Annotated in this window: 16 protein-coding genes; 6 read left to right on the top strand and 10 right to left on the bottom strand. The window is 66.9% G+C overall.

The genetic code is table 11. From position 1 onward, the window contains the following. Nucleotides 1-77 precede the first annotated feature (77 nt). A complete protein-coding gene (locus tag ACFSCW_RS14480; protein WP_380890666.1) occupies nucleotides 78-857 on the top strand; it encodes an SDR family NAD(P)-dependent oxidoreductase in 780 nt (259 codons plus the stop codon). A gap of 11 nt (nucleotides 858-868) precedes the next feature. Continuing rightward, complete coding sequence (locus ACFSCW_RS14475; RefSeq protein ID WP_380890663.1) at nucleotides 869-2614, top strand: DUF885 domain-containing protein; 1746 nt, start codon at nucleotides 869-871, stop codon at nucleotides 2612-2614. Between the two features lie 159 nt (nucleotides 2615-2773). On the opposite strand, the gene ACFSCW_RS14470 is transcribed toward ACFSCW_RS14475, so the two are convergent. From ACFSCW_RS14470 to ACFSCW_RS14430, 9 genes are all read right to left on the bottom strand, one after another. After that, nucleotides 2774-3160, bottom strand: coding sequence for a hypothetical protein (locus ACFSCW_RS14470; RefSeq protein ID WP_380890660.1), 387 nt, complete (start codon nucleotides 3158-3160; stop codon nucleotides 2774-2776). A 13-nt stretch (nucleotides 3161-3173) separates the two neighbouring features. Continuing rightward, on the bottom strand, nucleotides 3174-3704 hold the full coding sequence (locus tag ACFSCW_RS14465; RefSeq protein ID WP_380890658.1) for a demethoxyubiquinone hydroxylase family protein: 531 nt from the start codon (nucleotides 3702-3704) through the stop codon (nucleotides 3174-3176). Next, nucleotides 3701-4189 carry a disulfide bond formation protein B gene (locus tag ACFSCW_RS14460; RefSeq protein WP_380890656.1) on the bottom strand — a complete coding sequence of 163 codons (489 nt, stop codon included), beginning with the start codon at nucleotides 4187-4189 and terminating at the stop codon, nucleotides 3701-3703. The genes ACFSCW_RS14465 and ACFSCW_RS14460 overlap by 4 nt, the downstream gene beginning before the upstream one ends. Before the next feature lie 122 nt (nucleotides 4190-4311). Continuing rightward, nucleotides 4312-5640 (bottom strand): S41 family peptidase, encoded by a 1329-nt coding sequence (locus ACFSCW_RS14455; RefSeq protein ID WP_380890653.1) that lies wholly within the window; start codon nucleotides 5638-5640, stop codon nucleotides 4312-4314. 61 nt (nucleotides 5641-5701) lie between these two features. Continuing rightward, the gene (locus ACFSCW_RS14450) at nucleotides 5702-6862 is read right to left on the bottom strand and encodes a murein hydrolase activator EnvC family protein (protein WP_380890650.1); all 1161 of its coding nucleotides are present in this window, start codon (nucleotides 6860-6862) and stop codon (nucleotides 5702-5704) included. Further along, nucleotides 6862-7284, bottom strand: coding sequence for a 23S rRNA (pseudouridine(1915)-N(3))-methyltransferase RlmH (locus ACFSCW_RS14445; RefSeq protein WP_380890647.1), 423 nt, complete (start codon nucleotides 7282-7284; stop codon nucleotides 6862-6864). The genes ACFSCW_RS14450 and ACFSCW_RS14445 overlap by 1 nt, the downstream gene beginning before the upstream one ends. Next, the gene (gene rsfS / locus ACFSCW_RS14440; protein ID WP_380890645.1) at nucleotides 7285-7680 is read right to left on the bottom strand and encodes a ribosome silencing factor; all 396 of its coding nucleotides are present in this window, start codon (nucleotides 7678-7680) and stop codon (nucleotides 7285-7287) included. Nucleotides 7681-7689: 9 nt separating this feature from the next. Further along, nucleotides 7690-8352, bottom strand: coding sequence for a nicotinate-nucleotide adenylyltransferase (locus ACFSCW_RS14435; protein WP_380890644.1), 663 nt, complete (start codon nucleotides 8350-8352; stop codon nucleotides 7690-7692). Further along, nucleotides 8316-9563, bottom strand: coding sequence for a glutamate-5-semialdehyde dehydrogenase (locus ACFSCW_RS14430; RefSeq protein ID WP_380890642.1), 1248 nt, complete (start codon nucleotides 9561-9563; stop codon nucleotides 8316-8318). The genes ACFSCW_RS14435 and ACFSCW_RS14430 overlap by 37 nt, the downstream gene beginning before the upstream one ends. Before the next feature lie 46 nt (nucleotides 9564-9609). Here ACFSCW_RS14430 and ACFSCW_RS14425 point away from each other — a divergent pair, with 46 nt between their 5' ends. Beyond that, nucleotides 9610-10665, top strand: a complete 1056-nt coding sequence (locus ACFSCW_RS14425; RefSeq protein WP_380890640.1) for a DUF3667 domain-containing protein — start codon at nucleotides 9610-9612, stop codon at nucleotides 10663-10665. On the opposite strand, the gene ACFSCW_RS14420 is transcribed toward ACFSCW_RS14425, so the two are convergent. Further along, nucleotides 10648-11388 carry a hypothetical protein gene (locus ACFSCW_RS14420; protein ID WP_380890639.1) on the bottom strand — a complete coding sequence of 247 codons (741 nt, stop codon included), beginning with the start codon at nucleotides 11386-11388 and terminating at the stop codon, nucleotides 10648-10650. The genes ACFSCW_RS14425 and ACFSCW_RS14420 overlap by 18 nt on opposite strands. Nucleotides 11389-11451: 63 nt before the next feature. Between ACFSCW_RS14420 and lipB the strand changes: the two genes are divergently transcribed. From lipB to ACFSCW_RS14405, 3 genes are all read left to right on the top strand, one after another. Continuing rightward, the gene (lipB, locus tag ACFSCW_RS14415; protein WP_380890636.1) at nucleotides 11452-12183 is read left to right on the top strand and encodes a lipoyl(octanoyl) transferase LipB; all 732 of its coding nucleotides are present in this window, start codon (nucleotides 11452-11454) and stop codon (nucleotides 12181-12183) included. Nucleotides 12184-12199: 16 nt separating this feature from the next. Beyond that, nucleotides 12200-12487: a hypothetical protein gene (locus ACFSCW_RS14410; RefSeq protein WP_380890634.1), complete on the top strand. Its 288-nt coding sequence runs from the start codon at nucleotides 12200-12202 to the stop codon at nucleotides 12485-12487. 161 nt (nucleotides 12488-12648) lie between these two features. Continuing rightward, on the top strand, nucleotides 12649-13305 hold the full coding sequence (locus tag ACFSCW_RS14405; RefSeq protein WP_380890632.1) for a hypothetical protein: 657 nt from the start codon (nucleotides 12649-12651) through the stop codon (nucleotides 13303-13305). The last annotated feature ends 19 nt before the right edge of the window (nucleotides 13306-13324 follow it).

The raw sequence follows: 13324 nt of genomic DNA, 5'->3' as shown, positions 1-13324 counted from the left end.
GCCGAACCCCCAAAACAGCTTGATCGCAGCCCTTAAGGGTGCACACCTTCACGCCAGATGAACGAGGGGGGAGGATCATGGACGTCACCCTGATCACTGGCGCGTCGGCCGGATTGGGCACCGGGTTCGCGAAGGCGCTGGCGGCGCAGAAGCGCGATCTGCTGCTGGTCGCGCGGCGCGAGGACCGGCTGGCGGAGCTCGCGGTGGAGCTGGAGCGCGGCAACGGCGTGTCGGTGAAAACGATCGCGGTGGACCTCGCCGCGCCGGACGGGCCCGAGAAGTTGATGGCCGAAGTGGCCGACCGCGGATTGAAGATCGACACGCTGATCAACAATGCGGGGTTTGGCGCGCGTGGGGCGTTCGCCGATATCGACCTGGCCGAGCAGAAGCGGATGGTGACGCTCAACTGCACGGCGCTGATGGAACTGTGCCACCGCGTGCTGCCGGGGATGCTGGAGCGCGGGCGCGGCGGCATCCTGAATGTCGCCTCCACCGCCTCTTTCCAGCCCGGACCGTGGATGGCCGTCTATTACGCCACCAAGGCGTTCGTGCTGAGCTTTTCCGAGGCGCTGCACGAGGAAGTGCGGGGCCGCGGTGTGAAGGTCGCGGCTTTGTGCCCCGGGCCGACAAAGACCGAGTTCGCGGACGTCGCGGGGATGAACGACAGCGAGCTGTTCAAGCGCTTCGCCAGCGACCCCGCCGCGGTCGTGCGCGACGGGCTCGCCGCGCTGGAGCATAATCAGGCGGTCAAGATTTCGGGCGTGCTGAATGCGATGATGGCCGAATCGATCCGCTTCGCCCCGCGCGTGGTGGCGCGGAGATTCGCCGGCGGACTGCAGAAGTCGCGTCAGGGATAATGGGAGGAAGAATGCTGAAACACGTTATCGTGGCGGCGCTGCTTGCGTCGGCCACTCCGGCTCTAGCGACGCCGTCTCAGGATTTGGCCGCCGTGCTGAAGGACCATTGGGCGTGGTTCCTCCAGACCAATCCCGAATATGCGACCGCGCTGGGCGTCCGGTCCTATGACGACCGGATCAGCGACCTGAGCTTGGCCGAAGCCGACCGGCAGGCGAAACAGGCGCAGGTGTTTCTCGACCGGCTGAAGGCGATTCCGGACGCCGGCCTCTCGCCCACCGAACGGACCAACAAGGCGATCCTGTCGCGGCTGCTTTCCGAGCAGGTCGAGGGCAACAAATACGGCGAGCGGCAGATCCTGTTCACCACCTATTATGGCTGGCACCAGTCGGCGGCCGAGCTGGCCAACAACGTGCCGTTCGCCACGCACGCCGATTACGAGAGCTATCTGACGCGGCTCGCGCAATATCCGAAGCTCAATGCCGAGGCGCTGAAGATCACCCGCGACGCCGTGGCGCAGGGCTATGTCCAGCCCTGCGACGCGCTCAGCGGCTACGAGAAGACGATCATCGGCGTGGTCGCCGAGGACCCGGCCAAGTCGCGCTTCTACCAGCCATTTCTCGGCAACAGGCCGGCGGACATGAGCGAGGCCGAATGGAGCGCGATGAAGGCGCGGGCGGCGAAGCTGGTCACCGACGTGCTGAACCCGGAATATCGGAAGTTCTACGACTTCTACACCAAGGACTATGCGCCCAAGTGCCGCAAGACGGTGGGCGCGTCGGCGATGCCCAATGGCGCGGCCTGGTACGCCTATCGCGCCCGGGTGATGACCACCACGGACAAGACGCCAGAGGAAATCCACCAGATCGGACTTTCCGAAGTGAAGCGCATCCGGGCCGAGATGGACGCGGTCGCGAAGCAGGCGGGCTATGCCAGCCGCGAGGCGTTCATCCAGGAGCTGCGCACCAACCCGAAATATTACGCAAAGACGCCCGAGGAACTGCTTGCGGTCGCTGCGCTGCAGGCGAAACGCAACGACGGCAAGCTGCCGCAATATTTCGGGCGGCTGCCGCGCCTGCCCTATGGCATCAAGCCGATCCCGGCGGAGACGGCGGAGACCACCACCACCGCCTATGCGCAGGCGGGCTCGCTCGCGAGCGGGCTCGCCAGCACCTATTGGGTGAACACGTCGAAGCTCAACCAGCGGCCATTCTGGGAGCTGCCGGCGCTGACCACGCACGAAGCGATGCCGGGCCATCTGTTCCAGCTTGGGCTGCAGCAGGAGCTGGAGCTGCCCGATTTCCGCAAATACGAGGCGAGCTTCACGGCCTTCGTCGAAGGATGGGCGCTCTATACCGAGCGGCTGGGGATCGAGATGGGCGTGTACGACACGCCCGAAAAGCAGATGGGCCGCCTGTCCTACGAAATGTGGCGCGCGTGCCGGCTGGTCGTCGACACCGGCATGCACGCCAAGGGCTGGACCAAGGCGCAGGCCGTCGCCTTCATGAAGGACAATACCGCGCTCACCGATGCCAATATCGAAGCGGAAGTGAACCGCTACATCTCATGGCCGGGACAGGCGCTCGCCTACAAGATGGGCGAGCTGAAGATCCGCGAGCTGCGCGCGCGGGCGGAAGCGGCGCTGGGGCCGAAATTCGACATCAAGCGCTTCCACGACGCGGTGCTGGGCCAGGGGCCAGTGCCGCTGGACGTGCTGGATGCGCAGATCAACGAGTGGATTGCGGGGGAGAAGAGATAACCCCTCTCCCGCTTGCGGGAGAGGGAGGGGCCCGCCGCGAAGCGGTGGGAGGGTGAGGGCTTGTGAGTCACGCTCGCTGCGCTTCGCTCTACGCCCCCTCACCCCGCTCGCGACTTCGTCGCGAGTCGCCCTCTCCCCGAGGGGAGAGGGGCTAGTCGGTCACTGCCCCTCAGGCGGAAGCTCGCCATTGGCCCGCGCGCGGCGTTCCTCGCGGGCCTGGCGGAGCATTTGCTGGTAGCAGCCGGTCCAGCCGCCAGCGCCCGACGGCGTGCAGCTGTTGATGCCGGAGGCGCCGACATATTCCATGCTGCGCGCGCGGGCGGCCCAGCTCTGGCTTTCGGGGCTCGGCGCGATGCGGCGGAGTTCCTGGGGGATGCGGTAGCGCTCGCTTTCAGAGCGCCGCACGCAGATCGTGTCGCGCGGACAGCTATCGTTGCCGAAAACGACCAGCACTTGCTCGTTCGAGTTGCGCTGCGCCTGAGCAGGCGCAGCCGGCAGCAGCAACGGAGCGCCGAGCGCGACGATCATCGACAGTTTCTTCAGCATCGCGGACACTCCTTCAGATACGCTTCGATAGCGCGATCGCGGCGCGGCAGCCGAGCCGGATCGCATGGAACAGGACAGGATAGGCGGGCGCGCGTTCGGCCCCGGCCGAGAGCGCGTGGTCGCGGTGCGCGACTTCGTCGGCGCGGAATTCGGTGATGGTGGCGGAAAGCTCGGGATCGCTGTCGCCCAGCGCTTCGAGCTGCTTGCCGTAATGGCGGTCGATCTCGGTCTCGATCGCGGCGGTGCAGGCCATCGCCGCTTCGGGGCCCAGCGCGGCAGTGGCGGCGCCGAGCGCATAGCCGGCGACGTTCCACACCGGCTGCAGCAAGGTCGGCCGCACGCCGCGTTCGACGATCATTGCGTCGAAGCGCTTGCGATGGGCTTCCTCCTGGGTTGCCATGCCGGCGATGGCGCGTGCGGCAGGGGCGCGGTCGCCCAGCACCGCGAGCTGGCCTGCATAGATGCGCGTCGCGCCATATTCGCCGGCCTGGTCGACGCGCAGCATTGCGGCCGCATCCGGTTTGCTGTCCCCGGGCTTCGTCATGCGGTCCTCCTGTCCCGCGCCAACAACGCCCAGATGGCGATGGCGGCGGCAAAGGAAAAGAGCGCGTTGAAGCCGGCGAGCGAGACGCCGAACAGGGTCCATTGCGGCTGGTCGCAGCGGACGACCGGCGCCGCCATGATCGCCTTCAGCAGATCCTCGGCGCTGGCGGCGGACGGCCCGCGAGAACAGGTGGTGACGCCTTCCCACCATTTATACTCGACGCCGGCATGGAAGACGCCGATCGCGCCGGAGATGGCAATCGCGATCGAGGCGAGGATCACCAGCGCCCGCGACCAGCGCGGCTGGCCGGACAGGCCGTAGGCGAGCAGCGCCAGCGCGATGGCCGCTTCATGTGGATAGCGCTGCCACCAGCACATCTCGCAGGGGAACAGGCCGCCGAGATACTGCGAGCCGAACGCCCCGCCGAGCAGGACGGCGGGTGCGAGCAGCGCGATCAGGCGGGCTTGGGCGAGTGGGCTCGTCATACAACTCCGTTCAGGCTGAGCCTGTCGAAGCCCTGCCCTTCCCTACATCCGTAAAGAGAAAAGCAGGCCTTCGACAAGCTCAGGCTAGCCGGAATGTGGAGACATCCCGGCTGAACCGGAGCTTACTTGCCGCGCGAGGCGGTCTGGACCGCGGGCAGCTTGTTCAACCGCTCGAGCGTCTTCACCGCATAGTCGAGCTGGAAGTCCTTCACGCCCTGCTTTTCGAGCTGGTCGGCGGTGAAGCGGAAGCGCGGGTCTTCCTTGGTGTCTTCCTCCAGCACCGTGTTGTCGACCTTTGCCTGGTTGATCAGGTGGCGGCGCAGATCCGCTTCGCGGAAGCGTGGGCGTTCCTTGTAATCGGGGTCGCTGAGCTGCGGCACCAGCACGTCAGGCTCGATGCCGCCTTCCTGCACCGAGCGGCCCGACGGCGTGTAGTAGCGGGCGGTGGTGAGGCGCAGCGCCGTGGTCTGCGACAGCGGCAGCAGCGTCTGGACCGAGCCCTTGCCGAAGCTGCGCTCGCCCATGACGATCGCGCGGTGATGGTCCTGCAGCGCGCCGGCCACGATTTCCGACGCCGAGGCCGAGCCGGCGTCGACCAGCACGATCACCGGGGCGCCGTGCGTATCATCGCCGGGCTTGGCGTAATAGCGCTCAATATCATTCTTCTCGCGGCCGCGCTGCGAGACGATCTCGCCATGATCGAGGAACGAGTCCGACACCTCGATCGCCTGGTCGAGCAGACCGCCGGGGTTGGAACGCAGGTCGACGATATAGCCGGCCGGGCGGTGGCCGAGCGCCTTTTCGACGCCGACGATCGCCGCGCGCACGCTGGCGCCGGTGTTCTTCGAGAAGCTGTTGATGTTGATGACGCCGACGTCACCCTTCACTTCCCATTTGACCGGCTTCAGCTCGATCACTTCGCGGGTGAGGGTCAGGTCGAACGGCTTGTCGCGGCCGGGGCGGACGATGGTGATCTTGATCGGCGTGCCGGGCTTGCCGCGCATCTGCTCGACCGCTTCGTCGAGCGTGCCGCCGAACAGGAGCTGGCCGTTCAGGTGGGTGATATAGTCGCCGGGCTTGATGCCGGCCTTCGACGCGGGCGTATCCTCGCTGGCCGCGATCACCTTGACCGCGCCGTCCTCCATCGAGACGGTGAGGCCGAGACCGCCATAATTGCCGTCGGTCTGCGCCTTCATCGACTGGAAATCGGTCGCGTCGAGGAAGGAGCTGTGCGGATCGAGACTGGCGAGCATGCCGTTGATCGCGCCCTTGATCAGCGTCTTGTCGTCGACCTTCTCGACATATTCGGCGCGGACGCGCTCGAACACGTTCATGAACTCGTCGAGTTCCTTGTAGGTGTCGTTGTCGACGGCGGCGAGGCCGGACGTGGCAAGGGGCACCAGCGCAAGGGCGCTGACGAGAGCAGTGGCGCGCAACAAGGGACGAAACATCAAAGGCATCCTGCCGGGGTTATCGAATCCAAGATATAGGCTTTTCGACGGGTGTTAAAGGTTAACTGACGAACGTCGTCAGATCGACCGCCTGACCGCCCTTGCGGAGCTCGACGGTAATGCCGTTCGCACCCGCCTGGCCGAGCGGGCTGCCTTGCTCGACGGTGTCGCCGATCCGGGCGCTGGCCGTGGCGAGGCCGGTGACGAGGCTGGTGAAGCCGCCGCCATGATCGACGATCGCGATCGCGCCATAGCCGCGATAGGGCCCGGCGAACGTGACACGGCCGGCGGCGGGGGCGACGACGAGCGCGCCGGGCTTCGCAGCAATGGCGACGCCGCGCGAGCGGACGCCGGAGGGAAGCGCCTCCCCGAAGCCGCGTGTGACAGGGCCGAGCACCGGCAGGCGATAGGCGATGCGCTGGGTTTCGGGCGCGCCGGTCTCGACCGGCAGCGATTCGGTAAGGTGCACGGGGCGCGGGAGCGGTCCGGGCAGGCTGGCGAGCCGGTCGCGGAGCGTGCCTTCGGCGCCGAGGCGTCGCACCAGATCCTCCAGATCGCGAGCCGATTCGCCGAGGCCCAGCGCGCGGTCGGCTTCCGCGCGCGCGCCGGTCGCCAGCGCGGCGGAGCGGCGGCGCTGTTCGATTTCGAGTTGGGCGAGGCGCTGCTGTTCGGCGCGACCTTGCCGCTGGCTCTCGCGCATGTTGGCGAGCACCGCGTCGGCTAGTCCTCGCAAGGCGCGCGCACGGGCGAGCTCGGCACGGAGATCGGCGGTCTGGGCGGCGATGCGCGGCGTCATGCTCGACAGCACGGCGCGGACATGGACGAGATCGGTGAGGCTGCCGGGCTGGACCAGCGTGGCGGCGGCCGGACGGCGCGCCATCGTCTCAAGCGCCGCGACGAGCTTCGCGATCGGCTGCTCGCGCGCGGCGAGGCGGCGTTCCTGCTCGCGCTGCTGCGCCCGGATGATGGCGAGCCGGGCTTCGGCGGCGGCGATATCGGCTTCGGACGCCTGGACGCGCGCGGCAACCGCCGCCTGCGCCGCGCGGGCGCGCTCTGCCTCGTCGAGCGCAGCGCGGGAGGCCGCTTCCATTTGCGCGGACCGGCTGCGCGCCTGCCCGGCCTGAGCCTGCGCCTGGGCGAGCTGCGCGCGCGGATCGACAACCCCCTGCGCTGCGAGCGCAGTCGCCACAGCCAGTGCGCCGAGCCCGATCCAAGCCTTCATCATCCCTCCCGGTGATAGGGGTGATTGGCAAGGATCGAGGTCGCGCGAAAGAGCTGTTCCATCAGCATCGCGCGGGCAAGGAGATGCGGCCAGGTCGCGCGGCCGAAGGCGAGGAGAAGGTCGGCGGAGTTCCGCTCCGCCTCGTCATGACCATCGGCGGCGCCGAGCAGGAAGCGGCATTCGCGTTTTCCGCCGTCGCGCCATTTCTCCAGCCGGCGGGCGAGTTCGACCGAGGTGAGTTGTTCGCCCCGTTCGTCGAGGGTGACCGTGACGCCGTTCGGGTCGCGCGGCGGCACCCGGCCGCCTTCATCGGGCAATTCGGTGAGCTTCAGCGGCCAGACGATGCGCCTGGCGTAACGCGCGACCAAATCCGCCTCGGGGCCGCGTCCGATCCGGCCCCGGGCGATCACATGAAGAAGCAACTAGGCGTGCGCGGGATTGGGAGGCGACGGCGCCTCGCCGAACGCCCACATCCGCTCCAGATTGTAGAAGCTGCGCACTTCGGGGCGGAACAGGTGGACGATCACGTCGCCGGCGTCGATCAGCACCCAGTCCGCGGTGGGCAGCCCTTCCACCCGGGCGGTCCGCCCCAGCTCGCCCTTCAGGCGCTCGACAAGCTTTTGCGCCATCGAGGCGACCTGCCGGGTCGAGCGGCCCGATGCGATCACCATGTGATCGGCAATGCTGCTCTTGCCCTCCAACGGGATCGAGACGGTCTCGATCGCCTGATCGTCTTCCAGCGAAGACAGGACGAGATTGTGCAGCGCCGAAACCGGATCGGCTTCGGGCTGAGTGCGTGCAAGTGACTGTGCGGCCAAGAGTGTTCCTCAGCTAGAGTGCGTTCGTCGTGTGGGTGCAACGCTTGGAGCGGCGCGGCGGTGCCAATGAGGGTCGGCCTGGCGGATGCGAGTCGCCGAACGCGGGTCGGGGACAAAGCGCAACAACACGAGCGCCGGCGGTCTCCAGTCCGTCCAGTTACCGACATCGGCAGCGGGCCGGACGAAGCGCCGCAACCAGCCCAGCGCGGGGGCCGCGCGGGCAGCATGGTTATACCCCGGCCGCGCAATCACCGCAATCGGAACCGCGCGGGCGATCTCTCGCCAGCGGCGCCAGTGATGAAATTGCAACAGGTTGTCCGCGCCCATCAGCCAGACGAATCTGTGCATCGGGTAGCGTTTTTTCAAGGCGGCGATCGTGTCGGCAGTGTATCGCGTGCCGAGGTCCGCCTCGATCGCCGTCGGCACGATGCGGGCGCCCCGCGCAAGCTTGCGTGCCGAAGCGAGGCGGGCCTTGAGCGGCGCCATGCTTTCCGGGTCCTTCAGCGGATTGCCGGGCGATACCAGCCACCACAGCTCGTCGAGCCCGAGCGCCCGGATCGCGAACAGCGAAATCGCCCGATGCCCGCCATGCGCGGGATTGAAGCTGCCACCAAGGAGGCCGATGCGGCTCTGCTTCAACCGCGCACCTGGCCGGTGCCCAGCCCCACCCATTTGTACGTCGTCAGCCCTTCAAGCGCGACTGGGCCGCGGGCGTGGAGGCGGCCGGTGGCGATGCCGATTTCCGCGCCCATGCCGAACTCGCCCCCATCTGCGAACTGGGTCGAGGCATTGTGCAGCACGATCGCGCTGTCGACTTCCGCGGTGAAGCGTGCCGCCGTCGCGGCATCCTCAGTCACAATCGCGTCGGTGTGGTGCGAGCCGTGCGCCGCGATGTGCGCCAGAGCGGCGTCGATGTGGTCTACAATTCCGACAGTGGCGATCGCGTCGAGATATTCGGTGTTCCAGTCGTCGGACGTGGCGGCTCGAACGCGCGGGTCGATCGCTTGCGCCCGACCGTCGCCGCGCAACTCGCAGCCGGCATCGAGCAGCGCTTCGACCAGGGAGACGGCGCCGGGATAGTCGACGTCGATCAGCAGCGTCTCCATCGCCCCGCAGACGCCGGTGCGGCGGAGCTTGGCATCGAGCACGATCGCTTTCGCCATCGCCGGATCGGCGGCGCCGTGGACATAGACGTGGTTGTTGCCGTCGAGATGGGCGAGCACAGGCACGCGCGCCTCGGCCTGGACCGTGGCGACCAGCGACTTGCCGCCGCGCGGAATGATCAGGTCGATACCGCCGGCGGCGCGCAGCATCGCGGTCACCAGAGCGCGGTCGGGATCGTGGACCAACTGAATCGCCGCTTCGGGCAGACCTACGGCCTTCAGTCCGTCCAGCATCGCCGCATAGAGCGCGCGGTTGCTGGCGCGCGCTTCCGAACCGCCGCGCAGGATCACGGCGTTGCCGGAGCGGAGCGCCAGCGCGCCGGCGTCGGCCGTCACGTTCGGGCGGCTCTCGTAGATAATGCCGATGACGCCGATCGGCACGCGCACCCGCTGAAGCTTCAAGCCGTTCGGGCAGACGGTTTCGTCGATCATGGCGCCGAGCGGCGTCGGCAGCGCTGCGACCTTCTCGAGCGCGGCTGCGATGCCATCGACCCTGTCCTCGTTCAGCGCCAGCCGGTCGCGCATTGCCGGGCTCAGCTCAGTGCCGTGCGCCATGTCTTCGGCATTTGCGGCGAGGATCGCGGCGGCATTCGCGCGGACCGCTGCCGACGCGGCCTTGAGTGCGTCTGCGGTGCGCGCCGGATCGGCCCGCGCGAGCTCCGCCGCTGCGGCGCGGGCGCGCTGCGTCATCTCGGCTATGCGATCTTCGGGCCCGGTCATGCGCGCCGCCTAGCATGGTGCGCGCTTCCGGTGCTAGGCTCGGCCTATGACGGGGATCGAAGCGACGGGGGAGTTCGTGACCGGCGCGCTGATGGCGGGCGCGATCGAGCGGACGAGCGGGGAACGGCACGAACACAGCGAGGCGCATGCGCTGTGCCTCAATTGCGGCACGGCACTGGTCGGCGACTATTGCCACCGCTGCGGCCAGCCCGAGCACATCCATCGCTCGCTTTCGGCGATCTGGCACGACCTGGCGCACGGGGTGTTCCACTTCGAAGGCCAGGTCTGGAACACGCTCCCGATGCTTGTCTGGCGACCGGGCGACCTGACTCGCCGCTTCATTCATGGCGAGCGCGCCCGCTTCGTCTCGCCGATGGCGCTGTTCCTGTTCTCCGTGTTCCTGATGTTCGCGCTGTTCAGCGCGATCGGCGCGCATTTCGAGGTGCCGGAAAACAAGCCGCCGACCGAAGCGGCGCAGGCGATCGCGCGCGCGCAAATGCCGCGAGCCAAGGCCGAGCTCGCGCGCCTGATCGCCGCAAGGGCTGCGGCCACGACGCCGGAAGCGAAGGAAGCACTTACCCAGAAGATTGAGAAGGCCCGCGAGGACATCAACGGCCTGAACGAGATCACGGTCTGGAAGCCGGGCCGGGACACCAATCTGAAGACCGGCTGGCCGCGGCTCGACGCAGGGCTGCGGCATGCGAACGAGAACCCGAACCTCACACTCTATAAAATCCAGTCGAGCGCCTACAAATATAGCTGGGCGCTGATCCCGCTGTCGGTGCCGTTCCTGTGGCTGCTCTACGCGTGGCGGCCCCAGTACAAGCTGTACGACCATGCGGTGTTCGTCACCTATTCGCTGTCGTTCATGTCGCTGATGGTGATCGTGCTGACCCTGCTCGGGACGGTGGGCGTCAGCAGCAACGTGATCGCGCCGGCGGCGATGATCATCCCGCCGCTGCACATCTACCGCCAGCTCCGCGGCGCCTATGGCACCAGGCCGTTCCGCGCGATCCTGCGCACCATTGCGCTCATCGTCTTTTGCGGGATGACGCTGCTCGCCTTCCTGGCGATGCTGCTGGCGCTAGGCGTGCTCGGCTGAGCCGAGCTGCCGCCAGGCCGCGACCGCGACCAGCAGCAACAGCATCGAGATTCCCGCGCCGCCGGCCGCATCGACAAAGGCGTTCAGGAAGAGGTTGAGACCGGCGCCGCCGAACAGCGCGCCGAAGACGCCAACGACCGATCCGATCGCGCCGATCAGGATCGTGCCGGCGAGGTAAATCACCGCAATGATGAAGAACAGACGCCAGCCGTTGCGGCGCGTCGCCTCGAACCCGGCCGCGATCCCGGCGACGGGCCCATGCACTCGCCGCGCGACGAATGCAGCTTCGGCGAGAAAGGTGCGCCCAGCCAGATAGAGCCAGGGAATGACGAACAGCATCAGGCCGCCCAGCCACATGAAGCCGATCAGCAGGTCCATCACGGCGAACAGCGGCAGCAGCCGCACGCCGGCCCTCAGTGCCTCGCCCACCGAAGGCCGTTCCGGGCCAAGCAGCAGAATCAGCAGCGTCAGCCGCCCAAGCGACGCCATCAGCGCGACCAGCAGGATCCACAGGAAATTCGCTTCGGTCCACACGCCGACTTCGCGCAGCCAGGTCCCGCTCTGTCCGCTCGGCGTGAACGGATGCAGCGTGTTCAGGAGCAAAGGCGGCAGCAGCATGAAAAAGCCGGCGACAGTCAGCACGATCTCGCGCTGGCCGTTAAGCAGCGCCATGGCATCGCTCCAGGCGCGGCTGGCGTCGAAATTCGGGGGTCTGTGCTCCATCGCCGGCGCTTATAGCCGCTGATCCGGTTGAAGCGAGCGCGGCGAATGACAATAGACGCGGCAATGATCGACGATATCGAATGGCAGGTCTCGCCCGGCCTCACCGACTATCAGGCGGCGGCCGCCGACATGGAGGCGCGGGCCGAAGCGATCCGGGCCGGGGCTGCGCCCGAGCGCATCTGGCTGCTGGAGCACGCGCCGCTCTACACCGCCGGCACCAGCGCCGACACGGCCGAGTTGCTCGACCCACGCTTTCCGGTGCACAAGAGCGGGCGCGGCGGCCGCTACACCTATCACGGGCCCGGGCAGCGGGTCGGCTATGTCCAGCTCGACCTCGACCGGCGGGGGCGCGACATCCGCTGCTTCGTCCATGAGCTCGAGCGATGGGTAATCGGGGCGCTGGGCCAACTCGGCGTCGCCGCCCGCGCAGTCGACGGGCGGATCGGCATCTGGGTTGACACGCCCGCGGGAGAAGCGAAGATCGGGGCGATCGGCGTGCGCGTGCGGCGCTGGGTCACGTTGCATGGCTTTTCGGTGAACGTCGATCCTGATCTGGATCACTTTACCGGCATAGTACCTTGTGGTTTGAGCGAATTTCCGGTCGCGAGCATGGCCTCGATCGGGAACAAAGTGCCGCTTGAGGCGCTGGACAGCGCGCTCTGGACGGCTTTTCCAGGGTTCCTCGAAGCCCTCGGAGGAGGGCGGAAAGAAGAACTCTTGAGGGGCGAAGCTTTTGTGTCTAAGAACGGGGCTGATTTGGCTAACGGAGGGCCACCGAGCCGGCCAAATCACTAATATAAGGGAGTTTCGAATGCGTGACCTTCTCACGAAAGTTCTGACCGGCTCGATGATCGCCGGAGCTGCTCTGATGGTTTCGGCTTGCGGCAGCAAGGAATCGGCGAACAACACGGAGACGGCGAACGTCACCGAGATGAACACCACCGATACCAACACCACGACCGACAACATGACTGCTGTCGACGCGGCGAACGGCACCGGTAACATGGCGGGCGACATGAACGCCATGAACTCGACCGAGAACGCGGCGAACGCCATGAACAATGCGTCGAACGCGATGAACAACGCCGCTGCCAAGTAAGCGCTGCGGTTTCACTGTTCGAAAGGGCCGTCCGGGCGACCGGGCGGCCCTTTTTCTTTGGCGATAGGCTGAGCCAACTTCGCGACGATTTGAACCGCGCAAATTGTTTGTGCCGACGGGAATTGCCGCTAGCTTAGGGCAGCTCCGGAGTTTTCGTTTCGATGCCAGTACGACTTTCGCTTTTGGCAAGCTTTGCTGTTTCCGCACTTCTGTCCGGGCCTGCCTCCGCCGCTTTTTTCTGGAAATCGCCGGATCTGCGCAGCCAGCCGGTGACAGGCGCCGAGCCCGGCGTGCTGACCAGCGGCCTAGCCGGCGCGACGCCGGAAGAGCTCCGGGCCGCGCTGGTGTGGAATCTGCGCTCCGGCCTCAACGTGGCCGCGCTGCAATGCCAGTTCGAGCCGACGCTGCTGACCCGCGATCAATATAACGCGCTGCTCGATAACCACCGGGACGAGCTGGCCAAAGCCTATCAGGTGCTCAGCAATTACTTCAAACGCACCGACAAGAAGAACGGCCAGACCAAGCTCGACCAGTATGGCACCCGCACCTATTCGAGCTTCTCGACCGTGCTTGGCCAATACACGTTCTGCGAGACGGCGAGCGCCGTCGGCGCCGAGGCGATCTTCACGCCCAAGGGGCAGCTCTACCGCGTTGCCGAACAACGGATGGGCGAGCTGCGCAAAAGCCTGATGCTGGCCGGCGAGCAGCAATTCGTCTTCTGGATCCCGCCCTACACGCCCATCTTGCCGCCGTTCGACAATCGCTGCTGGGACAAGAAGAACCAGCTGAACAACAAGTGTGGATGGACGCTGGGCTGATCGCCCCTCTCCCCGTTGG

The organism is Sphingomonas tabacisoli (genome assembly GCF_042678385.1).
Lineage (GTDB): Bacteria > Pseudomonadota > Alphaproteobacteria > Sphingomonadales > Sphingomonadaceae > Sphingomonas_B > Sphingomonas_B tabacisoli.
Note: the sequence above shows the minus strand (reverse complement) of the source record. Positions and strands in the feature narration are given on the sequence as shown.